Below are 25,307 nucleotides of genomic sequence, written 5' to 3' on the forward strand. Positions count from 1 at the left end.
ATTTCCGACTGTCAAATAGCATCTGAGCTTTGTGACGTTAACAGGAAGAGATCTGATTAACGAGTCGGTTGAAGAACCCAAATTGTTTGCCGACATTATGTGTCTGAAATGCCCATCATGGGTACGGAGTGCCATCTTTATGGGTGAATTTCCACTTACCGTTCTCTGCCACAGCCTGGAGATCGTCGTCAGGATAGCGACCTTCATCTCCCGGCGTCCTATCACCGACCTCAATGTATACGACCTCCTCTGATGTCTCGTTAATCAAATGGTGACCGTTGCCAGTACCCGCTTTGAAGCCAGCACACATGCCAGGGGAAAGTTGTGTAAGCCCTTCATCGGTGCAAAGTGTTGGGTTTCCCTGCAAAATGTAGATGAACTCATCTTGTTTAGTGTGGGCGTGGCGAAGAGCGGATACTGCATTGGGAGCAAGGCGCGTAAGATTGACACCGAAGTTCGAGAGCGCAAATAAGTCGCCAAGAGATCGCTTTTCCCTGCCGGCCATGCGTGATGCAAATGGTTCGGGGTAGTTTGAAGGCTTTGTTCGAACGGGTGCGTCCGCAGCATTGATTGCGATCAGACTTTCTCGCTTTGTCATTCGATCCTCCGAGAATAAAAATTAGGGATAAGTGTTAAGGTCGACTATAAGCAAGCCACGATGCAACGCATGTGCTGGATGGCTTGTTGTATCACGAATCGGAACTGTGCATCGAAGAATACCATATCGATACCAAGTGCTTATTTCCCTTCCGCTTCCAGTCTCTCCAGCAAACGTGACAGGATCGCGGAGTTGTAATAAACGATCGCGTTGGAGATCAACCGCCTGCACTGGTTGCTGATTTCCGTTTCAATGTCATTTTTCCCGGCTAACTCCTTCTTTCCGCCGACTTTGGCTACTGCGGCGCGTAGAGCTTTGTGCGAAACCTGACAAAAAAACAAATGCAACTGAACATTTTGGAACTAAAAAGCCCTTCACTTGTCAATTTTTAGTACAGCGTCAATATATTTTTCTTCGCTTGACTGGGAACGTTACCGGTGATTTTGTGAAAAAATAGTTTATTTAAATCAATAAAGTATAAATCACATGGAGGTATTACGATGCAAGATCAAGATAGGCAAGAGAAGAAAGCGATGTTTATTTCGTTCGATGCCGTTGCGGTCTCGGGGATCACGGTCGAAGCCATGAAAATCGCCTTATTACTACAAGAGCGCAGTTTTCACTCTTATCTGGATTTGGGATATGACATCAAAATCGATAAAGGCAATTTTAACAAATCCTATGACAAGGAAAATGACATCTACCGCGATGTCTTCGAACTCGTCCGCATCGACGGCATCATGTCGATTCCTAACTATAACCTCGATTTTATCAGACATGTACACGATGCGCTGATTAGCCAAAAGATCCTCGTCAACGATGAAGAGAAAATCATCCTGTTACACACCATCGACCAGACGGCCAGCCAGCTCGCTGAGCATATCGTCGCACAATGGGAAAAACTTGGCGTCAGTAATGTGGTGGTAGAAAACGGCACGCTGCCGGAAAACATCATCTACACCAAAGCCTTGTATCTCGCCATCGAGCATTATGGTCAGCGACATGCTCTAACGCGGTTCGTGATCTGGCGCGATCACGACCTGATGTGGAACAGCGAAAGAACGACGCTGAAGTACGGCTTTCCTCCTTATTCCCATGCTGTTAAGCCGAGCAAATCAAAACACATAACTTACGTCACACTGAATCACGATTTAAAACAAAAACTCGAGGCCTGGTGCGATGATGATATCAAAGTCCAGGTAAAGAAAAACACTTATGATTTTTCGGAACAGAAAGCCAGGATCAATATTCGAGAACGATTGGGCGTGGGTGAAGATGATATTTTAATCGCCAGAACCACCCGAATTATTTCGCAGAAACGATTAGATCGCGATCTGGTGTTGGTCAGCCGACTTAATCACTTATTCCAAAATGATAATAACGATCGTTGCGTCTATCTGGCGATAGCCGGCAATGAAAAAGAAAACCTGACGTGTTGCCGGGAGCTTCAAAAATTAGCCCGGGAATTGCGCATCGAACCCTATATCAAGTTTGTCGGCATGCTTCCCCATGAGTGCATACGCTCTGCGAACGATGCCATCTGCATCGAGGACTTATATTACTCCTGCGATTTGGTCTCATTTCTCACCTCTTACGATTACGACAGTTATGGCAACCCGATTGGCGAGGCGGTGAGCCACCGACGCTGCTACATCACCACCAGTTACGAGTATTATCACGAAGTGTACGGCCAGCACGGTTTCGAAGCGCCGGTCATGAGGATATCCGAAAAACAGGACGGTTTGCCTACCGCTGAATTCGTCAACGAACTGTATCAATTCCTCAATAACAAGGAGCGGATGCAGAGCGTAGCGGAAAAGAATTTCGCCCTTGGAAAAAAGGTGCTCTCCAATAACATTATTGAGTTTTTAAATGCGGGGTTTGAAGTCCAGTGATGTAAAAAACCACGCTACGCGTTATCAGAAATCGATTTTGATACGATCCTGTCTCAAAATATCCAAAAAATGATATTTGGAACCAAAGACTTCAAACTGTTCATTGGTGACGCCCGCTTCGGTATCGATGCCAATGTAGTAAAGGCTGAAAACCGGATTTGTGGCGGAGAGAGGGTTGCCATCGCTAAGCTCCTTATTCCGTCTCGGCGGAGAATTGGGTGTTGATGATGGCCTCAACCAGCGTGATACCGATTGGCGTCAGTGTCACCACCTCGTCGGATACCGTCACCAGCTTCTTCTGCACCAGCTTGTCCAGCGTGCGATTGATCAGGGTATTTTCGAAAAAGCTGTTGCCGTCGAAACGCTGTTTGAACACCTTGTCATCCACGGGGATCAGCGTGGAAAGCGCCATCTTGAAGGCATTGACTTCGCGCTGTGCGGGCGAGAACCCGCGGCTCTCTTCAATGGGCAGCCGGTCTTCGTTCAGCGCCTCTTTGTACTTCTTGTAGCCGGTGATGTTGATGGCCTCGGAACGGGTCGATTTGGAGCTGCCGCCCAGCCCAATCGCCACTTCCGGGTACTGTTTGTTGAGGTCGGTGATCAGGCCTTTCCATTTTTCCGGTTGCTGGTCATTGCGGTGGAAGTACATGGTCGGGTGCTCGGTATAGCCATCGGCCAGGTATTTCTCAACCAGTTCGCGCATCTGATACTGCTTGCCGAGGCCGGGGAAGCTCATGTTATTAATGTTGATCAGCCCCTTTTTCTGCCACAGGCTTTCGCGCTCGCCGGAGACGCCGGTACGGTTTTTGATGAACTCATCCATGTGCAGCTTGGTGCAGACCACGTGGGAAAGCCCCAGTTCGAGCGTCTTCTCCATGTCATATTTCACGTCGTCCACCGTCTGGCCGAGCATGCCGTAAATCAGATCGACGCTGACCCAGTCGATGTCGATTTCCCGCGCATGATAGATGGTTTCCACACACTCATCGGCCGAGTGCATGCGGCCGCAGGCGGTGATAATTTCGTCATTGAAGGATTGGGTGCCGAAGCTGATTTTGCTGAAACCGAGATCTTTTAATATCGCCAGATACTCTTTGTTCAGCGTGCCAGGCTCGCCCTCGAAGCGCATGGTGGCGGTGGAGAAGTTAAAGTGGCTCTTGTAGAACGTCATCATGCGGCGCAGTTCTGGCTCCGGCAACAGTGACGGGGTGCCGCCGAAGATATTGAATTCACCTACTTCCACCGTGGCGAGGCTCGGCACGCGATCTAGCCACATCAGGGCTTCTTTGATATTGAAGTCCACAAGGTCGCGGAATACATCCTGCGACGAGGCGGCTTTCGGGTTCAGGATCACCGTCGGGTACTGGCAGAAATGGCAGCGATAGCGGCAGGTGGGGATATAGGCCCAGAGGTGGATTTTGCCCGCTTTCTTGATATCGCTATCCATATCGGCAAAGAACGACGGCAGCGGGTAGTCGGTTATGTCTCCGGGGAAGACGTGGCAGCCAAAGGGATCTTTGTAGACATACTCCAGAAAGGCGCGGTTTTCCGGCTTCGTCAAAAAGGCGTTCACCAACGGTGTGGGATATTTTTCATCAATATCCAATAACGATTTCAATGCGTCGTTGCTCATCAGAATACGCCTCCATTGCCAAAATAGTTGTGAGCTTCGCCGGACTCGCGGTCTTCGCAGAAGTAATAAACAAAGCGGGTGAAATCTTCGGCCTTGACCGAAGCAAAACAGGCAGGCAGTGGCGGCGGGAAGCCGATATCGTCGCCTACGACGTGCCGCATGGCGGCAAAGAGTTCGTCGCGGAACTCGAGATAGAGGCGGTACGCCGGGGTCTTGTAGGCGTGGATCGGTTTGAAATCGATGATGCGCATCTCGTGTTTAAGTTCGTGAATGCGGCGGTAAAGGCTGTCGGCAAGCGGCCCGGAGAAGAAATCCCGCACTTCGCTGTTTTCCAACAAGAGATAAGGGTTGAGCAGAACGGGAAGAAGGATGTTCTTTGGCGTGTAGTCCTTGACCGAGTAGTCCCAAGCCAATTTTGCTTCCGCCAGCGTGGTGTCCACTAACGTGGGCTTCTGCCGCTCAACGTCCGGCCGCACGTCTTTCATGATAATGATGCCGTCTTTGCCGTAGGCAATGCCGTTGATCACCTCGTCCAGAATGGTGTCTACCCGGCGGCTGTTGATTTCGACATAAGCGTGGCGGGCATAGACCGGTTTGCCGCCGTAAGCGATGACCTTAATCCCGAAATCCCAGTCGTCTGACAGATGCTCGACGAAACGCCCGTTGTTAATCTGGTAGAAAATTTCAATGCCGCCGACGGCGTCATACAGACTGCGTTCCACGCCGAATCCTTTACCGTCGGGGAAACCGCCAAACAGCGAGAAAGAGTATTCGCGCAGGCGCAGCGTTTTTTGGATCTCGGCGAGCAGGTTGGGGCGCCGTTCGAAATCTTCGGCGTTGTAGTAATAGTTGCAGGTACCTAAATCGCCTTGCTGGCTGATCATGGTATTAATCAGTTCATAAAGCCAATAAGCGTCAACGGTACAGTCGGCATCGGCGGAAACAATATAATGTTTGCGCTTTTGCCCCAGTCGGCTGTCTCGCGCTTTGGAGCGCAGCGAGGCGTAATCCATGCCGCGTTTTCTGGCCGAAGAAACGCCCTGTACCTTTTCGTCGATAACGTGAATATTCATTGACGGATGCTGAGTGATAAAGGCGTTTATTTTGGCGACCGAATCGTCGGTGGAGTTATTATCAACGATGATCAGCTCATAGGTGTCGTGAGTAATAAGACTTTCTTTGGTTTTTTGATTGAGGAGCGAGAACAAAACGGTATTAATACGAACGCTTTCATTATAAACGGGCAGTACGACCGACACTAACGTGGTATCGCGCATAGTTCCTCCAGGATGAATTTCCGAGTGGAAAACCTTCGGCACTTTCGCCGAGCTGCCGACCATTTACACTTACTACAGTCTGGTGGCCGAAAACCAAAACAGTTCGCTGCCAGCAGGCCCGAACTACCGTAATGTGCCGGGACAGGAGAAAATCGAGTGCATCGTCGGCATTCACAATCTGGCGCTAAAACCGGGCGTGTCGCCGCAGCAGTTTGAGCAGTTCATCACCGACAATATTTATCGCGTGGAGGACTACCCGGGCTGGAAACTCCATATGCTGAAAGGCCAGAGCGGCAATCGTCTGGATCAGTACGCGGTGATGTTGATCATCGAAAGCCTAGAGTCGCTTAACTCGTTCCACCCTGACCTGGACGAAAGCGCTTGCATTCGTGGCCGGGTATCAGGATACCTAGCAAATGTACGCCGAGTGGAAAGAGCTGGCGTCGTTCTCCGGTGCGCGGCAGATCTACACAGATTATATTTCAATTGCTGGGTACTGGCTATATTCAGAACAGGTCGGCAACGCTTAACGTGAGTTTTCGTTCCACTGAGCCCCCTGTTCGTAGGTGTCCTATGGAAACTTTCGGTGGTTCCGGCGTAGACCCCATATTCCCGTTAATCAATGATGGCACTATACTTTCAAAAGTGTGCTTTTTTATTGATGGTATATAATGTATGTTGTAACTAAAATTACCTTTATTAGAAAAGAAAATGAACAAGTATGATTTGATAGAACGATTGAATAGCCGCTTTACCTCACTAGAGGTTGCCTTGCAACTCCTCCACCAGCAACTCAATGAATTACCTTTACTTGCCGCGCGGGTCTTTTCCCTGCCGGAGATAGAGAAAGGCTCTGAACATCACCCCATTGAGCAAATCGCGGTCACCGCGACTGTCGGTAATCAGGCCAGAGAGCTGGGGTTACAGCATTATCAGCGACTATTTATTCATCATCAGGGGCAAAATACCAGTAGCAAAGCGGCCCTGCGCCTGCCAGGTGTACTCTGTTTCTCAGTGACTGATAATCAGTTGGTTGAATGCCAAAATATCATTCGTGAAATTAATCAGCTAAAGAGTGAATTGGAACAGATAATCACCATCGAGTCCGGGCTACCCAGTGAGCAGCGTTTCGAATTTGTGCATACCCACTTGCATGGTCTGATTACCCTGAATACCTATCGCACCATTACACCGCTACTCAACCCAAGCTCCGTGCGTTTTGGTTGGGCGAACAAACATATAATAAAGAGTGTTACCCGCGAAGAGATTCTGGCGCAGCTAAATAAAAGCCTGAATGCCGGTCGCGCGGTTCCGCCCTTTACCCGTGAGCAATGGGTTGAGTCAATTAGTATAGAGATCAATGATATTCAACGCTTGCCTGAAAAAACCAAGCTGAAGATTAAGCGGCCAGTCAAAGTGCAGCCGATTGCGCGCGTCTGGTATCAGGAGCAACAAAAACAGGTGCAACACCCCTGCCCTGTGCCATTGATTGCTTTTTGTCAGGCGCAATCAGTGGCTGAATTACCTAAATTAGGTGAGTTAACCGACTACGATGTTCGCCACATTAAGCATAAATATAAACCCGACGCCAGGCCGTTGCGGCTGTTGGTGCCGAGGCTACATTTATATAGTGAAGAGACGAAATAAAAAACGCCGGAAATCACATCCGGCGCTCACTATCACTCGGCAGAGGATGACTTCATACTTCCAACCATCTCTTCTGGCTTGACCCACTCATCAAACTGCTCACTGGTCAGATAACCTAACTTCAGCGCGGCCGCTTTTAGTGTTAGCCCCTCTTTATGGGCCTTTTTAGCAATCTCCGCCGCTTTGTCATAACCAATATGAGTATTTAGCGCAGTGACTAACATTAGCGACTCATTTAATAGCTGAGTGATGCGATCACGATTTGGCTCAATACCCACGGCACAGTGCTCATTAAAGCCACGCATCCCATCGGCCAGTAAGCGAATTGATTGCAAGAAGTTATGGATAACCAGCGGACGGAACACATTCAGCTCAAAGTTTCCGGATGCCCCACCAATATTGACCGCCACGTCATTCCCCATCACCTGTGCACACAGCATGGTCATGGCTTCACATTGTGTCGGATTCACTTTACCCGGCATGATGGAGCTACCGGGTTCATTCTCCGGAATAGATATTTCACCGATACCGCAACGAGGGCCAGAGGACAACCACCGCACATCATTGGCAATTTTCATTAACGACGCCGCCAACCCTTTCAATGCACCATGACCATGTACCAGTGCGTCACAAGTGGCTAATGACTCAAATTTATTCGGCGCAGTAATAAAAGGTTGATGTGTCAGGGCTGCAATCTCATTAGCGACACGCACCGCATACTCGGGATGCGTGTTCAGGCCCGTGCCGACAGCCGTCCCCCCAAGCGCCAGCTCACACAGATGGGGGATCGCGGCTTCAATATGCTGTCTGCTGTGAGATAGCATCGCCACCCAACCCGAGATCTCCTGCCCCAGTGTCAATGGAGTTGCATCTTGTAAATGTGTACGGCCAATTTTCACAATATCGCGATAGGCTGCTGCTTTCTCCGCTAGCGTGTGCTGTAAAACCTGCAATTCAGGCAACAGATTCTCTTTTAATCCTATAACCGCCGCAACATGCATTGCCGTCGGGAAGACATCATTGGAACTTTGACTCTTATTAACATCATCATTGGGATGCACCAGGCGGTTATTTCCCCGCTCGCCACCCAATATCTCACTGGCACGGTTAGCCAGCACCTCATTCATATTCATATTGGTTTGAGTACCAGACCCGGTCTGCCAGATAGATAGCGGGAATTCACTCGCGTGGCGGTCGGCCAGCACTTCATCGGCAGCGCGCATAATGGCTTCTGCGCGGTCGGCAGGCAACAATCCCAGATCCCTATTAACCTTCGCCGCCGCCCGTTTGGTCAGCGCCAAGGCATGGATCAATGCCGTCGGCATTCTCTCTTGCGAGATGCGGAAATGTTCTAACGAGCGTTGGGTTTGTGCGCCCCACAACTGGTCTGCTGGCACCTCGATAGGCCCCATGGAGTCTTTTTCACTGCGAGTGGTCATCATCACTACCTCCTTAGCATGTAGAACAAAAAGGTTAAAGTCTGTCATACCGCCTCCCGGACAGTATGAACACTATCATGGCATATTTATCGCCACCGTTATGCGATTGATTCCTATTTCTCTCGTCCGTAGTGCCAACCTGCGAGGCGGATAGCATTACTACTTGCAACCCCTTGACCCCCATTGTTTACTAAGGGACTATTTTTCTCGGGCGCGTGGATTGACCAGCTTGCCATACAAGTTGATGGGTTATCCTCTATTGCGGCCCTTAACAAACGGCAGATCATCGATATGCAAAAAATGAAGAATGCAGTACAAAACTATGCCTGGGGCAGCACTGATGCGCTTACGAAGCTTTACGGCATGGCAAATCCGCAGGGCAAACCCATGGCTGAACTGTGGATGGGCGCACACCCCAAGAGCAGTTCTGAAGTGGCTGATGCCAACGGCCAATGGCACTCATTGCGTGAGGTGATCGCGCAACATCCTGAGGCGAATCTGGGGCGCGAGGTGTTCAAGCGCTTTGGTGAGTTGCCATTCCTGTTTAAAGTGCTCTGTGCGGCTCAACCGTTATCCATTCAGGTTCACCCGAGCAAAGCCGCCGCCGAAATTGGCTTTGCTAAAGAGAATCAGGCCGGGATCCCGCTGGATGCTGCCGAACGAAATTATAAAGATGCAAATCATAAACCTGAGTTGGTCTATGCCCTGACATCTTTTCAGGCCATGAATGGTTTCCGCACCTTGGAAGATATTCAGGACTTACTCCAGCCGTTAGCGGCCGCCCACCCTGATATAGCCGCCTTTTTGCGCGAACCGGATACTGAGCATCTCGCCACGCTTTTTGCCAGCTTGCTGAGCATGGCTGGTGAACCGAAAACGCGCGCCCTTGCCATCCTGAAAGCGGCATTAAATAATCAGTTGGGTGAGCCATGGGATACCATTCGCAGTATTTCGCGCTTCTACCCCGATGATAGCGGTTTGTTCTCCCCGCTGCTGCTGAACGTGGTCACTTTACAGCCAGGCGAAGCGATGTTCCTGTATGCAGAAACACCACATGCCTATCTGGACGGTGTGGCGTTGGAGGTGATGGCGAACTCGGATAACGTATTACGCGCGGGGTTGACACCAAAGTTTATCGATATCCCTGAATTAATGGCTAATCTGCAATTTATCCCAAAACCGGCGGATACCCTGCTCACCACACCCCAGCAGCATGGTAACGAGTTGGCCTTCCCGATCCCGGTTGAAGATTTCGCCTTTTCTCTGCATACATTAACCCCTGAACCTCAGACATTAGCGCAAAACAGTGCTGCTATTGTATTCTGTGTTCAGGGTCAAGCCGTGCTACAAAAACAGCAGCAGGAGATCACCCTGCAACCAGGAGAGTCCTGCTTTATACCGGCTAACGAATCACCGGTAACTGTACATGGAATAGGCTCTATTGCTCGGGTTTACAACGTAGAGTGAACAAAGTTACTCATTTTGTTGTCAATAACTGGCTTTTTGCCGTTTCGATAGATAGATTTCGAACTCGCGTTAAATAGTTATCGTATCAATAATATTTGTGCATGGTGAGTTTGACCTATATTTATCTTTGGTGATATTTAACGAGTAACTCATTACCGTGATCAACACAGTGAATTTGGTGTATTAGAAAAAGGATGAACAGAACAATGAAAAAATCGTTAGTGGCTGTCAGCGTCATAGTCGTACTTGGCGCAGCATGGACTGGAGCCTCATGGTATACCGGCAAACTGATTGAGCAGCGTATGGGTGAACTGGTTAACAACGCAAACGGGCAGATCCGTACCTTGCTGCCAAAAGCCGGGGTGAAACTCGCGTATAAAGATTACCAGCGCGGTCTGTTCACCAGCCAGGTTCGTTATGTGTTGCAAGCAGATAGCAGCGTCGCGGGCGAAAAAGCGTTAAAAGAGGGGGATGAAGTCGCATTCATCGAAACTATCGATCACGGCCCATTCCCGTTAGCGCAATTGAAGAAATTCAATCTGATCCCGAGCATGGCTTCGGTACATACTGAGCTTGCCAATACGCCGGCGCTGAAAAAACTGTTTGAAGTCACCAAGGGTCAATCTCCGTTTACTGCGGATTCACGCATCTCATACGGCGGTGATACCTCTTCTGCCATCACCTTTATTCCTATTGACTATCAGCAAAATACCACCAGTGTGAAGTTCTCTGGTGCCCAGTTTGATGCTGATGTTTCCCGTGATTTACGCAATGTGAAGATAAGCGGTAACAGCGAAAATATCCTCTTCTCAACTAAAAATCAGTGGGATCAAATCGAACAATTTAACGTCCAGGGCCTGACACTGAAAAGTGATAGCCATATGGGTAAGTTTGATCTCAGCATTGGTGATCAGCAACTTGGCATTAAGCAGATCAGTTTTAGTCTTGATGGCAAAGAGACCGCGACACTGGTTGGCTTTAACCTGAACACCCAATTAGGCGAAACCGAGAAAGACTTGAACGGTAAGCTGGCCTACACATTGGATGCACTTAAAATTCAGGGCAGTGATTTTGGTTCCGGTAAACTGGCCTTTACCTTCGACCGTCTGGATGGTCAAAGCTTGAAACAGTTTACCAACGCCTACAATCAGCAAGCGCTGAAAGCCGTTCAGGCCGGTGAAAATCTTGATGCTGAAGCTTATCAGCAAGAGATGACCGAGATGTTGCTTGCTAAACTCCCTGCTCTGCTGAAAGGCAGCCCAACATTCAGCATTGCGCCTCTGAGCTGGAAAAATGCCAAAGGGGAAAGTACCTTTACCCTGAATGTTGATCTGACTGATCCGTCACAAGCTAAAGCTGGCAGCGCTCCCCTGTTAGCGCAGTCGGTGAAAAAAGTCGATGCGACACTGACTATCCCAATGGCAATGGCGACCGAACTGACGACTCAAGCCGCGAAGTTGCAAGGCTACAGCCTAGAAGAGGCGCAAAAATTGGCACAACAGCAGGTTCAGGGCGTTGCTGCTATGGGCCAGATGTTTAAGCTGACCACCACTAAAGACGATGTTATCAGCAGCAGCATTCACTTTGCTGATAACCTGGTTGATTTGAATGGCCAGAAAATGTCACTGCCAGAGTTTGTTGGCCTGTTCGGTATGTTCGGCGGTGCACCGGCTGAAGAAGAGAGTGGTGATGAGCCGACAGATGCTCCAGCTCCAGCAGCACCGGCCCAGTAAGTCTCTTAATTGGTGCACAAAACAGTGCCCCTCTTGATGATGTATCTGGAACGGAGAGGCGGGAGGAAAAGTAAAGCGTCCGCGCCAGGGATGGCGCGGACCAAGCCTCCAGGGAGTTTTTTTTCAAAGGGCAGGCGGCGGGTTTACGATCTACCTGCTCTCTCCTGCGCAACAGGCACTTTATCAAAAACCTCCGGAGCCTATAGCTCCGTTTTTTATCCCTCGCGGATTAATCCTCGCCGAATGACCATTATCGCGACTAACAGATCAACTTAATAAAAAATACGTCAGTTTAATAAGAAATAGCGTGAAGTATTGGAACGACGGCCTGCTACCCCATCACTTTGTTGATAAAAATAGAGACCTGAGTGGGCGTTATCGCAGATCAAGGTTAATGTGTATTTGGTGAGATCAGTACCAAACATCTCTTCTGAGTTAATAACCCCAATATTATCAGCAATCCTTCCATACTTATATTTACCAGAATAATCTTTTCCATTATTTAATATTTTATAGCTATATTTCCCACCACTATGGAACTGCATTTTGTAGACGTTTCCTGCCATAGGATTGCCGGGGCTATAGGCGTTAGATATCTCCATAATAAAATCCTTACCTTCAACACTCTCAGGGAGTTGACAAGAGGCGTAGGCAGTTCCTATTGAAGATATAATAATAGCAAATAATATTTTTTTCATTCATCACTCCTAAAAAGATTGATGGGCACGAGAGAAATAATATATTCAGCCAAGTGATATATCTTTGAGTTGTATTTTGTCGATAAAATAGAGTGCGAAATGCCAATTAACTTATAATGTTAAATAGCAGGTAAATAATTAATTTATTCGGCTGAAAGAGTAAAATACTGAATCGACAGCCGCATATCAAGGATATCCTGCGCTAGCAGCTCAATCTCAATAGTGATCAGCGCCCATATTCAGGCTGATCCTCGGCGGATCAACATCGGCGGTAATATCACATTTTGCAGTTGAAGATCGACCCCCGCAATACGCTGGAGCAATCGTTGCCCGGCACTGTAGCCTATCTCTCGAGCGGAACTGGTAATAAAAGTGAGTGGCGGCTCAGTAAGCTCCGCTTCCGGCACATCACCAAAGCCGATCAATGCCACTTGCTGATCGAGATAGGTATCCACCCCAGCACTACCAATGGTTCTACCAGTACGCAAAATACCAAAATAGGCACCGAGGGCAACTGACGCCTGATGGCAAACAATGGCACTCACATTGGGATGATGGCGCAATAATGTCTCTGCTGCATCAGCGGCAGCTTGCTGCTGACTATCACACTCAACCACCCATTCGGAGCGAAACGGCAGCCCATACTGCACCAGAGTGGCACAAAAGCCCCCTAGCCGCTCGGCCCGTGTTAATGAGTGCGAATGGCCCCCCAGATAGGCAATCTGCCGATGGCCCCGACCAATCAGAAACTCGGTCGCCATTTTGGCCGCCTGCATGTTGTCCGGGCGCACCACATCCACCCCCTCCAATACATTCGAACGAGCCGCGCAAATCAACGGGATATCGTGCTCAGCAGCCCGCTCCTGTAGCCCCATCTCCCGTTTTGCCCCCCCGCCCAGCACCAGCCCATCGACCCCTTGATCAATCAAGGTTTCGAAGCAGCGCAGCAATCCCTGACCTTCCCGACCACTTTGCGTCAGAAATAGCAGTTTACCCCCCGCCTCAATCGCCTCACTCAAACCAGCGGTCATGGCGGCATAAAATGGATCGCCAATATCGCGCACAATCAAACCAATCACGCCAGACTCCCCACCGCGCAGTTGCGCCGCCTGGCGGTTACGCACATAACCTAACTGTTCGATTGCCTGATTGACCCGATCGGCGGTTGCCGGAGAGATACGCCCTTTGCCACTGATAGCCAGCGACACAGTCGCCACTGAAACCCCGGCAAATTTAGCCACATCTGTAATGGTGATTTTTTTAATGGTCATACCGCAGAATAAGCCAAGTTAAACGTTTAATCCGATGGATTACTCTAATACATAAACAGGATCAATAATTGTGATTTACCGCTCATATTATCGAGGTTAAACGTTTTATCTTGTTTTACCTCCAGACAGGGAGACGAAAACATTGCCACTATCAGTGGTGTTAACAACAGGAGCCACTATGTCAGCGGTAAAAAAACAAAAAATCACGCTGTGGGAATTTTTCCAAAGTTTAGGGAAAACCTTCATGCTGCCCGTCGCCTTGCTCTCTTTCTGTGGGATCATGCTGGGTATCGGCAGCTCCCTTAGCAGTAAAGATGTCATCACCCTACTGCCGTTCATTGGTCACCCGGCCTTCCAGTTATTATTTACCTGGATGAGCAAAGTGGGTTCATTTGCTTTTAGCTTCTTACCGGTGATGTTCGCCATCGCCATCCCATTGGGGATGGCGCGTGAAAACAAAGGGGTAGCGGCATTTTCCGGTTTCGTTGGCTTTGCGGTGCTAAACCTGGCAACCAACTTTTACCTCACCACCCGCGGCGTGTTACCCACCACCGACTCATTGGTACTGAAAACCCATAACATTCAGAATATATTAGGTATTCAGTCCATCGATACCGGTATTTTGGGTGCGGTGATTGTCGGGGTCATTGTTTACTTGCTGCATGAACGTTTCAATACCATTCGCTTGCCTGATGCATTAGCCTTCTTTGGTGGTACGCGCTTTGTGCCTATCGTGACCACCGTGGTTCTTGGACTGGTTGGTTTATTGATCCCGCTGATCTGGCCTTGGTTTGCCGCCGGTATTAATGGATTGGGCCGATTGATTAACGGTGCCGGCATGTTCGGGCCAATGATTTTCGGCAGCGGGGAGCGCTTATTGCTGCCGTTCGGCCTACACCATATATTGGTCGCATTGATTCGTTTCACTGAAGCAGGCGGCACCATGGATGTGTGTGGTCATAGCATCAGTGGCGCGCTAACTATCTTCCAGGCACAACTATCTTGCCCCACCACCACTGGCTTCTCTGAGAGTGCAACTCGCTTCCTCTCTCAGGGCAAAATGCCCGCCTTCCTCGGCGGTCTACCGGGTGCGGCACTGGCGATGTACCACTGCGCAAAACCTGAAAATCGCCATAAAATTAAAGGATTACTGATTTCTGGCGTAGTGGCCTGTGTAGTTGGCGGCACCACCGAACCAATTGAATTCCTGTTCCTGTTCGTGGCACCTTTCCTGTATCTGATCCATGCGTTCCTGACCGGTTTGGGCTTTACCGTCATGGCGCTGTTGGGGGTGACCATTGGCAATACCGACGGCAATATCATTGATTTCGTGGTGTTTGGTATTCTGCACGGCACGGCGACCAAGTGGTATTGGGTGCCAGTGGTCGCGGGGATCTGGTTTGTTGCCTACTATATGATCTTCCGCTTCGCCATTCAGTACTTCAATATCAAAACCCCAGGGCGCGAGAATGAAACCGCCGCCAGCCTCAATGCAGAGAAAACAGCCAATGGCACCATTACAGGCAAATCTGGCTACAACTCCCCGGCTATCTTAACGGCTCTGGGAGGTGCGGATAATATTGTCTCGCTGGATAACTGCATTACCCGTTTGCGGATGTCAGTCAAGGATATGAATTTGGTGGATAAAGCGGCATTGAAAGCCAACCGTGCAATCGGCGTGATCCAATTGAATGACCATAATCTGCAAGTCGTTATTGGCCCGCAGGTGCAATCGGTGAAAGATGAATTAGACTCACTGATAAGCCATGGGCAATTTGCCACGCCTTAGCTAAGTGCGGTTACCTAACTACCGATAGACCCAAGGTTTTTGCTGTTGCCGCGGATAACCCGGCGACCTCAAATACCGAGGGTCTATCTCATAAGCGAGACACTCATGTTCGATTTCTCCACCCCCGTCGATCGTCACGGCACCTGGTGTACCCAGTGGGACTATATTGCTGACCGTTTTGGTGCAGCTGACCTGCTACCATTCACCATTTCAGATATGGACTTCCCTACCGCGCCGGTGATCCTGCAAGCCCTCAATCAGCGCATTGAGCACGGCGTTTTGGGCTATAGCCGCTGGCAGCATGAAGATTTTCTCGGCACGATCCGCCATTGGTATCAGACCCGTTTTCAGTGCCACATTGATACCTCCATGGCGGTCTACGGCCCCTCGGTTATCTACATGGTAGCCCAACTGATTCGCTGCTGGTCAGCACCCGGCGACTTTGTTATCACCCATACCCCAGCTTATGATGCCTTTTATAAAGTGATCCTCGGTAACCAACGCCAGTTGCTCAGCTGCCCGCTACATAAAGTGGATAACCTGTGGCAATGTGATATGGCGCATCTCGAAGCGCTACTGGCGCGGCCACAGACTAAAATATTGTTGCTATGCAGCCCGCATAACCCGACGGGCAAAGTCTGGACGCCCGCAGAGCTGGCGCAGATGGCCGAGCTATGTGAGCGCCATCAGGTGAAAGTGATTAGCGATGAAATTCATATGGATATGACCTGGGGTGATCAGCAACATACGCCATGGAGCCAGGTGGGCCATACCCCCTGGGCCTTACTCACCTCCGGCTCCAAGACATTCAATATTCCCGCCTTAACGGGCGCATACGGTTTTATCAGCGATACTGAGACCCGCGAGACCTACAGCCAGATGTTGAAAGGCCGTGATGGCTTATCTTCCCCAGCTGTGCTGGCTATCGTGGCACATATTGCGGCTTATCAACAAGCTGCCCCCTGGTTAGATGAGCTGCGCGATTACCTGCAAGCCAATCTGGCTTATGTGGCGCAGCGGTTGAATGCCGCGTTCCCAAGCTTAAACTGGCAGCCACCACAAGCCACCTATTTGGCGTGGATAGATTTACGCCCCCTGAATATTGATGATCATCAATTGCAGGAAGTGCTGATTGAGCGAGAGAAAGTCGCCATTATGCCTGGTTTCACCTACGGCGAAGAGGGTCGTGGCTTCCTGCGGCTCAATGTCGGCTGCGCCCGCAGTAAGGTGGAGGCGGGTATGGATAAGTTAATTAGTGGCATTCAGTTTTTGCAGGGAGAATAGCTGCAAAATCTGAGTATCGCCCGCTGTCATTCACCAATAAATGTGACTTTAGTCACCTTTTAATGCAACGTGCTGGATATTTTCATTAATTTGTTTTTATAATGTTCTGCACTTTACCCACAAGAATCACCTTCTGATAAAAGTGAGTGCACAATATGATTGATCCCCGCCTTCCCTTGACTGACATTCATCGCCATCTTGATGGCAATATCCGTGCGCAAACTATTCTGGATTTGGGCCGTCAGTTTAACCTGTCGCTACCTGCTGATGAAATCAACGCTCTGCGCCCTCATGTGCAGATCACCAAAACGGAACCTGATCTGGTGAGTTTTTTGCAAAAACTGGATTGGGGAGTCGCGGTTTTAGGCTCGCTTGATGCTTGCCGTCGTGTGGCTTATGAGAACGTCGAAGATGCCGCCAACGCCGGGCTACACTATGCCGAGCTGCGCTTCTCGCCCTTTTATATGGCCATGAAGCATCAGTTGCCAGTTGCCGGGGTGGTTGAAGCGGTGATTGATGGCATCACCTCCGGCTGTCGTGATTTTGATATTGATATTCGCCTGATTGGCATTCTTAGCCGTACTTTCGGTGAGCAGGCATGTCAGCAAGAGCTTGATGGCTTGTTAGCCCATCGCGACGCTATTACCGCCCTGGATCTGGCCGGTGATGAGCTGGGCTTCCCTGGTGGTCTGTTTCGCAGCCACTTCAACCGCGCGCGGGATGCGGGGTTGCGCATTACCGTCCATGCCGGTGAAGCCGCTGGCCCTGAGAGCATCTGGCAGGCTATCCGCGAGTTAGGGGCGGAACGTATTGGTCACGGTGTTAAAGCGGTAGAAGATATCAAGCTGATGGATTATCTGGCTGAGCATAAAATCGGTATCGAGTCCTGCCTGACATCCAACATCCAGACCAGCACAGTCGCAGCACTGGCAACACATCCTTTGGCGACCTTCCTGCGCCACGGCGTGATTGCATCAATCAATACTGATGATCCTGCGGTTCAGGGTATCGAGATTGCTAATGAGTACCATGTCGCGGCACCTGCTGCCGGATTGACGCCGCAAGAGATCCGTCAAGCGCAGGAGAATGGCCTGACCATGGCCTTTATCAGCGAAACTGAGAAACAGGCGCTGCGCGATAAAATTCGTGGGTGAAACGATTGAGATGATCAAATAAAAAACGCCCGCACTTCATGGAGGTACGGGCGTTTTATCAATGAGTTAACTATTTGGTTTCAGCGCGACTCGTCGCGGCCAGCAACTCGGTCGCCTGCTATTTTTCTGCACTCTCTCTGGCGACCCGTTTGGCGTAACGCTGCGCCAATATGGCACAAACCATCAATTGAACCTGATGGAATATCATCAGCGGCAATACCATAACCCCCACCACAGCGGCCGGGAACAGCACATTGGCCATTGGAATACCATTAGCCAGACTTTTCTTCGAGCCGCAGAACACAATGGTAATTTCATCGGCGGTATTGAAACCGAGCCAACGCGCAGCCAGGGTATTGACCACCAATACTACCGTCAGCAGCACCATCGAACAGACCAATATTGCCAACAGCGACCAACCATCAATTTGATGCCAAATCCCCTGAACCACCGCCTCGCTAAAGGCCACGTAGACCACCAATAAAATCGATGACCGGTCAGTGATATTAACCAGTTTTTTATGGCGTTCGACCCACTTAGCAATCAGCGGACGTGAGAGATGGCCGACAATGAATGGCACCATCAGTTGCATGATGATTGAGCCGATAGCGTGCAAAGTATCGGTATCACCGCCCTGAGTCTGCATCAACATGCCCACCAGAATCGGTGACAGGAACACCCCAAGAATGCTAGACGCCGAGGCGCTACAGATGGCCGCCGCCACATTGCCCCCCGCCACCGAGGTATAGGCGATGGCGGATTGAACGGTGGCGGGCAAGGCACACAGATAGAGGAAGCCGAGATACAGCGTCGGGGTTAATACGCCGGGAACCAGCACATTCATGCCAAAACCGAGCAGCGGGAATAGCGCAAAGGTACTGAGGAATACCACCAGATGCAGTTTCCAATGCCCCATGCCGGAGACTATCGCCGTGCGTGATAACTTGGCACCGTGCATAAAGAACAGCAATGCAATTGCTGCGGTGGTCAGGTGTTCAAACCACACTTTAACTTCCCCTTCACACGGGAAGATTGACGCGATAATGACCACTAAAATCAGCACTAATAAGAACTTATCTATCTTTAATCGTTGCAGCCATGACATGCCAAGGTGTTCCCCAAACAAAAATGCTGGGCTATGCTGCCGCCCAGCGAGAGTCAAAACTCAGTTTGCCGATGAAACCGGCAGCGCTTTTTTCTGTTGATCAGAGGCCATACCCAGCTCAATCAACTCCATCACTTTAATCGCTTCGCTGGCCGGAACTGGATTCGGCGCGCTGCCCAAAATGGCATCACGGATCCCCGCATAATAAGCGGGATAATTACCCGGCAGTGTCAGCAGTGGTTTCTCCGCCAGAACACCATCATGTGACAGTGTCACTACACCATCACGCATATCATAGCCCCAATCAGCCTGCGGTAGACGTTCACCCGCTTTCAGCCGATCTTCTTGTGGGTCGAGACCAAACTTAATGTAGCTGCCCTGCATACCGTGAACGATATAGCGTGCGGTTTCTGCGGCGGCGAGCACCGTGCCGTGTAGTACCACCCGTTGATCGGGGTAGCTGAGAATCGCATGGAAATAGTCAACCGACTGCGCACCGGGGCGCAACATGCCCAAATCGACATTCAGCGTCTCTGGCAGCCCAAACAGTTGCAGTGCCTGATCCAGTAAATGTGGCCCTAAATCGTACCAGATGCCGCTGCCAGCACCGGCTTGCTCACGCCAGCGTTGGCGGATCTCCGGGCGATAGCGGTCAAAATGAGACTCAAAATAGACCACTTTGCCCAGCACACCTTCGGCCAGCAGCGTTTTTAGCGTCAGAAAATCACTGTCCCAGCGGCGATTGTGGAACACCGAGAGCAGTAAACCGGCATCATCGGCCTGTCGCTTCAGTTCATTCGCTTGTGACAGTGTCACGGTAAACGGCTTATCGACCACCACATGTTTGCCCGCGGCCAGTGCTTTTTGCGCCAGCGGGAAATGGGTGTCATTGGGGGTAGGAATAACAATCAGGTCGATGGTGGGATCATCAAATAGCGCTTGTGGCTCTGACACCACGGTCATAGTTGGCCAGTCGGCATGAACTTTACTGGCATCACTGCTGGACACGCCGGCCAGTTCCAGCCCCGGAGTGCCCATAATCAGCGGCGCATGGAAGGTTTTACTGGCGTAGCCGTAGCCCAGTAGACCCACTTTTATTTTTTCGGCCATGGTATTCCCTCTTACTCAGGATATTTCGTTATTTGATATCACTCGTTTAACCGATTTGACACCATGATGATTCCCGCGACAAGAGGTAATTTTTTGCTTAACGCAACCGGCGGGCTTAAACCCGCACTATTGCCTCACCACTATCCCGCCATTCTGGCTGACGCAAACTGCGTTGCGGGTAGTTGGTTTCAATACTGCGCCGCCTGAAATCACTGGGGCTGACCCCTACGCGCTTGCGGAAAACGCGGGAGAAATAGAGTTGATCGTCATACCCCACCACCCGACCAATAGTGGCAATCGGCTCTTGCGTGGTTTGCAGTAACAATTTGGCACGGATCACCCGCTGATCTTCGCGCCAGCGCAGGATATTGATCCCCACTTGCTCACGGAACAGGTGCGCCAGTCGCGACGGAGATAGGCAGACATGGCGTGCCACCTCGTCAATACGCAACTCACCCGCCAGATTGCCGGTAATAAACTGGCACGCCTCAATGACACGTGGGTCCATAATGCGCTGCGGGCTAAGAGGATCCTCCTCCATCGCCCGTAACAACAGGCGTTCGAGCAAATTCATGCCCAGCTCTTCACCAAAACGTCGACCCGATTTTTGCGTCTGTTCGATATTGGCAAACAGGCGATCAAACTCCAGCAGCAAGTTATTGTTTGGTAATGATAAGCGCCCGACTTCATGGGTTTTACTGTGCCACTCCAACCAATCAGCCCAATAAGCCCGTGGCCGGAAGTAGACCCAGCGGTGATACCAACAGTCGCTGTTGGGTGAGCGGCCATAATAGTGCGCTGCCTTGGGGGGAAAGAGCAGCAAGTCACCGGGGTTACTGTAAAAGGTATTTTCGCCGTCAAAAATTTTACCCTGCCCCTTGATGGTCAGGTTGAGAATATACCCCTTCATGCCACCCGGTCGGTCGATAAAGAAATCGAGTGGTCCGTCTGCCAGAATCGGGGTTAATCCCGCCACCAGATAGGCGTTAAAGGTGTAGCCTGGTAGCAATGGATTGGGTTGCGGTTCCTGAACCATTCGATGGTACATTTAGCCTCCTTGGAGTCCTGCGCTGATTTTTGCTATACAGATTCACTCTGCCTATTTCAGTTTATCGGACGGATTTCACGCCGCCCGATAGAGGTGACAGAAGTGTGAGCCAGATGGAGTTTTTATGGATTTTTCTGCCATCAGGCGGTTTATACCGTCCGTTTAGCCAGCTGTTTGTAACGGTCGAAGATCACCGCCGCCAGCAGAATCAAACCCCGCACCACGTATTGCGAGAATGGCGAGATATTCAGCAGGTTCATGGCGTTTTCCACTGTCCCCAGAATCAGAATACCGGCGATGACGTAAGAAATTTTACCAATCCCGCCTTTCAGTGAGACCCCACCCAGTACACAGGCAGAAATCACAATTAGCTCATAGCCAATCGAGGTCATCGGCTGACCACTGGTCATGCGTGAGGCCAAAATAATCCCCGCCGCCGCCGAAACTAAACCCGACAACACAAAGATAATGATTTTGGTGCGCACCACCGGAACACCCGCCAGCCGCGCGGCATCTTCGTTGCCACCAATCGCCAGGGTATTGCGGCCAAAGGTGGTTTTATTCAGCAGAAAACCAAACAGTGCCAGACAGGCAATGGTTATCCAGATGGGTGCGGGCAAACCGAGCCAGTTGGTGTAACCGAGGGCGAAGAATCGTTCGTCTTCGATACCCACCGCTTTACCATCAGAGATGATGTAGGCCAGACCACGGACAATTTGCATGGTGGCCAGGGTGGTGATTAAGGCGTTGATTTTCAGGCGGGCAATCACAAAGCCGTTAATCAATCCGCACAGTGCCCCCAGCAGCAGACCCGCACCCACTCCCAGCCACAGGCTTTCGGTCATATTGATCACCACCGCAGTGGTGACACCCGCGCAGGCAATGACCGAGGCGACCGATAAGTCAAAATCGCCGGAGGCCAGACAAAATAACATGCCACAAGCCACCATCCCCGACATCGAGATAGCCAGCCCCAGCCCTTTCATATTGATGAAGGAGCCAAAGTTAGGCACAAATATCACGCAACCAATAAAGACCACGGCGAACACCACCAACATGCCGTAGCTATCCCAGATGCGGGATAGGCCGAATCCGCTTTTAGCCGGTGCATCCTGTGGTGGCTGTGACTGATTTGATGCCGGACTCTTCTTCTCAGAACTCAAAGTAACGCTGGACATGATTCACTCCTTTACAATCAGGCAACCGCAGGCGCGGCATCAGTAGCAATATTCGGGGTACGTAGCATCGCCAGACTTAATGCTTGCTCTTCAGTGGCATAACCGTGGTCTAACTCACCGGAAATCGCCCCTTCACGCATCACCACAATCCGGTCCGCCAAGCCGAGCACTTCCGGCAGATCACTGGAGGCGAACAGCACGGCAATGCCCTGCTTCGCCAGTTGATAGATGACGTTATAGATCTCATGTTTAGCGCCGACGTCAATGCCGCGCGTCGGTTCATCCAGCAAAATCACTTTCATATCTTCGGATAGCCAGCGGCCTAATATGGCTTTTTGCTGGTTACCGCCGGACAGATTCATAATTAGCTGTTGGGCGCCGGGTGTTTTGATATTCAGCGATTCAATGCGTAATGCCGCATTCTCCCGCTCCCAGCGGTTGTTAATCAGACAGCCTGCCGTCACTGTTTTGCGCCGTGCACTAATATTGATATTGTCCTGCACCGAGTGGACCGGAATGATGCCGTCAGCTTTGCGATCTTCCGGGCAGAGCATGATACCGGCGGTGATGGCGTCAATGGGCGAACGGATCTTTAGTGGTTTGCCATCCAGCAAAACCTGCCCGCTGGTCAATTGGGTGCCACCAAAAACCCCTTTTAGTAATTCGCTGCGACCAGCTCCGACCAGGCCAAACAGGCCGACAATCTCCCCTTGATGCACGCTAAGTGTGATAGGCGATTTCACCCCAATGGCTTTTACCGCTTGCAAAGCCAGGCGCTCAGGGCCGAGTTCACGCGGCTGATAGCCATAGATGTCCCCCAGGTTACGTCCAACCATGGCCTGCACCAGCGAGTCGTTATTCACCTGGCTCATATCATCAAAGGTGCGCACATAGCGGCCATCTTTGAACACGGTAATAGCATCGCTGAGCGCAAAAATCTCCTCCATCCGGTGCGAGACATACAAAATGACTCGCCCTTCGGCGCGTAACTCGCGGATCACCCGAAACAGTTGTTCGATCTCGCGGGCGGAGAGTGAGCTGGTTGGCTCATCGAAAGCAATAATTTTGGCATTGCGCGCCAGCGCTTTGGCAATTTCCACCATCTGCCATTGGCCGATGGAGAGATATTTCAGTGGGGTGTCGGGATCAATCTCCAGCCCCAGATGTGATAGCTGCAAACTGGATTCATAGCGCAGCAACTTGCGATCAACCATGCCCATCTTGGTAGGCAATTGGCCCAGATAGATATTTTCTGCCACTGTCATCTCTGGAACCAGATGCAGCTCCTGATAAATAATGGCGACCCCCGCGTCGAGCGCTTCGGTGGTATTGGTAAAATTAACCGCCTGGCCTTTGATGTGGATTTCGCCCTGCGTTGGTCTGTAGTTACCACTGAGAATTTTCAGCAGGGTCGATTTTCCCGCACCATTTTCACCCATCAGGGCGTGGATCTGGCCCGCCTGACAGGTAAAACTGATATCATCCAGCGCCTGAACACCGGGGAAACTTTTTCCGATGCCACAAAAAGCCAGATAAGGTGACTGTCCGGCTTCCAGCTCAGCTTGTAACGCAGAATGGAGTGCTGACATGATGGCTTCCTTATAAAGTTGGGTTGCACTGCCCACCTAATGGCGGGGTTAGTTGGGGCAAGCCGCAGCCTGCCCCCAGTGCGCCATAGCGCGTAATGGAATTACATCAAGCCCTTTTTCTCTAACTCAACTTTGAAGTTATCGCGGGTGATCAGCACCACATCCGTCACTTCGGTAAATTTCGCCGGTTCAACATCTTTGGTCACCCAGTCATGCAGCATCTGAATGCTCTTATAGCCATGGATGTCCGGGCTAGGTAACAAGGAGCCATAGAAGCCCGTCGCCTGACCTTTGGAGAGTTCGCTGACCGCATCCACCCCGTTGATACCAATGCCGATCACATTCGGCGCTTTAAAGCCCTGACCTTCAGTGGCGCGCACCCCACCCAGCACCGTATTGTCGTTCATGCCAACGATCAGCCAGTTTTTCACTTCAGGATGCTGCACTAGCATGGAGTTGGCGGCATCGAATGCGCCGGGGATATCATTGGATTTAGTTGGGACTTTATAGATCTGTTTTTCTGGGAAGCCCGCTGCTTTCAGTGCATCCATGGAGCCACTGGTGCGCCGGCGTGCGGTGTCCAGTTCATCCGAGGTGATGGCCATCACCGCCGTTTCGCCCGGCTGCCAGCCACGATTGCTCATCTCTTTCCACAACTCCTGGCCCTGGCGCTCACCAATTTTGGTCGCTGCCATCATCACCAACGGCACACTCTCCATCGGCTTGCCTTTGGCATTCACGAATTGATCGTCAACCGCAATCACTTTCAGATTATAACTGCGGGCCTTGGCCTCAATGGCTGGCCCCAATTTCGGGTCTGGCGTACAGATAACAAAGCCTTTCGCGCCACTGGCGGCCAGACTGTCGATGGCATTCAGCGTCTTCTCACCATCGGGCACGGCAATTTTTATCACTTCGAAACCTAAGTCCTTGCCCGCTTTGTCAGCGAATTTCCATTCGGTCTGGAACCATGGCTCTTCAGGCTGCTTGACCAAAAAGCCTAATTTCATGCTCTCGGCAATAGCTGAATGTGACATAACGGCCGCTAACCCAACCACTGCCAGCGCCTTAGTTAATTTATGCATAGTGTTCTCCGGACTGTTTTTGTAGGAAGAGATGTTTTTTGTCTGTTTTTTCGTCAACCACCTAAATCTCACGATTTTTAGTGGAAACGTTATCAATACTGTTTTTCAGCTTCAGTGCAGCTAGATGCTCTATTTAAAGCCACCTAACTTAAGCACACCCGGTAAGACGGTGACAGTTTTAGCCTGAATTATGCTTTGGAATGTAGAGCGCTATCACATCCAGAGATTACAGTTTGATTATCCATATATTCAGCAAATTTAACCTCTCTCTAACTTTTGACTGACATCACAAAAACGCTGTAGGAAG

19 protein-coding genes and 2 pseudogenes are annotated in these 25,307 nt (G+C 50.5%); 8 read left to right on the plus strand and 13 right to left on the minus strand.

Going from position 1 to position 25,307, the window contains the following annotated elements; genetic code table 11:
• Positions 1 to 115: 115 nt before the first annotated feature.
• Positions 116 to 598 carry a cupin domain-containing protein gene (locus AACW11_RS01115; protein WP_212585602.1) on the minus strand — a complete coding sequence of 161 codons (483 nt, stop codon included), beginning with the start codon at positions 596 to 598 and terminating at the stop codon, positions 116 to 118.
• A gap of 146 nt (positions 599 to 744) precedes the next feature.
• A pseudogene (locus AACW11_RS01120) lies at positions 745 to 921 on the minus strand (Tn3 family transposase); the annotation flags it as partial.
• Positions 922 to 1,098: 177 nt separating this feature from the next.
• Here AACW11_RS01120 and AACW11_RS01125 point away from each other — a divergent pair.
• Positions 1,099 to 2,493 (plus strand): glycosyl transferase family 2, encoded by a 1,395-nt coding sequence (locus AACW11_RS01125; protein ID WP_212585603.1) that lies wholly within the window; start codon positions 1,099 to 1,101, stop codon positions 2,491 to 2,493.
• Positions 2,494 to 2,686: 193 nt separating this feature from the next.
• Here the strand turns inward: AACW11_RS01125 and AACW11_RS01130 are convergent, their stop codons facing one another.
• Complete coding sequence (locus tag AACW11_RS01130; RefSeq protein ID WP_212585604.1) at positions 2,687 to 4,126, minus strand: radical SAM protein; 1,440 nt, start codon at positions 4,124 to 4,126, stop codon at positions 2,687 to 2,689.
• Positions 4,126 to 5,403: a glycosyltransferase family 2 protein gene (locus tag AACW11_RS01135; RefSeq protein ID WP_212585605.1), complete on the minus strand. Its 1,278-nt coding sequence runs from the start codon at positions 5,401 to 5,403 to the stop codon at positions 4,126 to 4,128. The genes AACW11_RS01130 and AACW11_RS01135 overlap by 1 nt, the downstream gene beginning before the upstream one ends.
• A gap of 16 nt (positions 5,404 to 5,419) precedes the next feature.
• Between AACW11_RS01135 and AACW11_RS01140 the strand changes: the two are divergent.
• Both AACW11_RS01140 and tus read left to right on the plus strand, forming a co-directional pair.
• Positions 5,420 to 5,933 (plus strand): annotated as a pseudogene (locus AACW11_RS01140) (hypothetical protein); the annotation flags it as partial.
• Positions 5,934 to 6,114: 181 nt separating this feature from the next.
• Entirely contained in the window at positions 6,115 to 7,050 is a 936-nt protein-coding gene (gene tus / locus AACW11_RS01145; RefSeq protein ID WP_212585606.1) for a DNA replication terminus site-binding protein, read from the plus strand.
• A gap of 32 nt (positions 7,051 to 7,082) precedes the next feature.
• Here the strand turns inward: tus and fumC are convergent, their stop codons facing one another.
• Positions 7,083 to 8,492 (minus strand): class II fumarate hydratase, encoded by a 1,410-nt coding sequence (fumC, locus tag AACW11_RS01150; protein ID WP_212585657.1) that lies wholly within the window; start codon positions 8,490 to 8,492, stop codon positions 7,083 to 7,085.
• Between the two features lie 288 nt (positions 8,493 to 8,780).
• On the opposite strand from fumC, the gene manA reads away from it, so the two are divergent.
• Together manA and AACW11_RS01160 are read left to right on the plus strand one after the other, a co-directional pair.
• Positions 8,781 to 9,956, plus strand: a complete 1,176-nt coding sequence (gene manA / locus AACW11_RS01155; protein WP_212585607.1) for a mannose-6-phosphate isomerase — start codon at positions 8,781 to 8,783, stop codon at positions 9,954 to 9,956.
• Positions 9,957 to 10,162: 206 nt separating this feature from the next.
• A complete protein-coding gene (locus AACW11_RS01160) occupies positions 10,163 to 11,689 on the plus strand; it encodes a YdgA family protein (RefSeq protein WP_212585608.1) in 1,527 nt (508 codons plus the stop codon).
• Positions 11,690 to 11,976: 287 nt separating this feature from the next.
• On the opposite strand, the gene AACW11_RS01165 is transcribed toward AACW11_RS01160, so the two are convergent.
• The gene (locus tag AACW11_RS01165) at positions 11,977 to 12,387 is read right to left on the minus strand and encodes a hypothetical protein (protein WP_212585609.1); all 411 of its coding nucleotides are present in this window, start codon (positions 12,385 to 12,387) and stop codon (positions 11,977 to 11,979) included.
• Positions 12,388 to 12,626: 239 nt separating this feature from the next.
• Positions 12,627 to 13,658: a Mal regulon transcriptional regulator MalI gene (malI, locus tag AACW11_RS01170; RefSeq protein ID WP_212585610.1), complete on the minus strand. Its 1,032-nt coding sequence runs from the start codon at positions 13,656 to 13,658 to the stop codon at positions 12,627 to 12,629.
• Positions 13,659 to 13,836: 178 nt separating this feature from the next.
• On the opposite strand from malI, the gene malX reads away from it, so the two are divergent.
• The 3 genes from malX (at position 13,837) to add (ending at position 17,885) form a co-directional block, all read left to right on the plus strand.
• On the plus strand, positions 13,837 to 15,447 hold the full coding sequence (malX, locus tag AACW11_RS01175) for a maltose/glucose-specific PTS transporter subunit IIBC (protein ID WP_212585611.1): 1,611 nt from the start codon (positions 13,837 to 13,839) through the stop codon (positions 15,445 to 15,447).
• Positions 15,448 to 15,552: 105 nt separating this feature from the next.
• Positions 15,553 to 16,731, plus strand: coding sequence for a MalY/PatB family protein (locus tag AACW11_RS01180; RefSeq protein ID WP_212585612.1), 1,179 nt, complete (start codon positions 15,553 to 15,555; stop codon positions 16,729 to 16,731).
• Positions 16,732 to 16,886: 155 nt separating this feature from the next.
• On the plus strand, positions 16,887 to 17,885 hold the full coding sequence (gene add / locus AACW11_RS01185; RefSeq protein WP_212585613.1) for an adenosine deaminase: 999 nt from the start codon (positions 16,887 to 16,889) through the stop codon (positions 17,883 to 17,885).
• 118 nt (positions 17,886 to 18,003) lie between these two features.
• Here add and AACW11_RS01190 read toward each other — a convergent pair whose 3' ends face one another.
• From AACW11_RS01190 to AACW11_RS01215, 6 genes are all read right to left on the minus strand, one after another.
• On the minus strand, positions 18,004 to 18,990 hold the full coding sequence (locus AACW11_RS01190; protein ID WP_212585614.1) for a bile acid:sodium symporter family protein: 987 nt from the start codon (positions 18,988 to 18,990) through the stop codon (positions 18,004 to 18,006).
• A 60-nt stretch (positions 18,991 to 19,050) separates the two neighbouring features.
• Positions 19,051 to 20,100, minus strand: a complete 1,050-nt coding sequence (locus tag AACW11_RS01195) for an oxidoreductase (RefSeq protein WP_212585615.1) — start codon at positions 20,098 to 20,100, stop codon at positions 19,051 to 19,053.
• A 115-nt stretch (positions 20,101 to 20,215) separates the two neighbouring features.
• Positions 20,216 to 21,148 carry an arabinose operon transcriptional regulator AraC gene (araC, locus tag AACW11_RS01200; protein ID WP_212585616.1) on the minus strand — a complete coding sequence of 311 codons (933 nt, stop codon included), beginning with the start codon at positions 21,146 to 21,148 and terminating at the stop codon, positions 20,216 to 20,218.
• A 149-nt stretch (positions 21,149 to 21,297) separates the two neighbouring features.
• Entirely contained in the window at positions 21,298 to 22,326 is a 1,029-nt protein-coding gene (araH, locus tag AACW11_RS01205) for an L-arabinose ABC transporter permease AraH (protein ID WP_212585617.1), read from the minus strand.
• Between the two features lie 17 nt (positions 22,327 to 22,343).
• On the minus strand, positions 22,344 to 23,915 hold the full coding sequence (gene araG / locus AACW11_RS01210; protein WP_212585618.1) for an L-arabinose ABC transporter ATP-binding protein AraG: 1,572 nt from the start codon (positions 23,913 to 23,915) through the stop codon (positions 22,344 to 22,346).
• Between the two features lie 101 nt (positions 23,916 to 24,016).
• Entirely contained in the window at positions 24,017 to 25,000 is a 984-nt protein-coding gene (locus AACW11_RS01215; protein WP_212585619.1) for an arabinose ABC transporter substrate-binding protein, read from the minus strand.
• Positions 25,001 to 25,307 lie beyond the last annotated feature (307 nt).

Source organism: Yersinia sp. Marseille-Q3913, from assembly GCF_963892745.1.
GTDB classification, from domain to species: domain Bacteria; phylum Pseudomonadota; class Gammaproteobacteria; order Enterobacterales; family Enterobacteriaceae; genus Yersinia; species Yersinia bercovieri.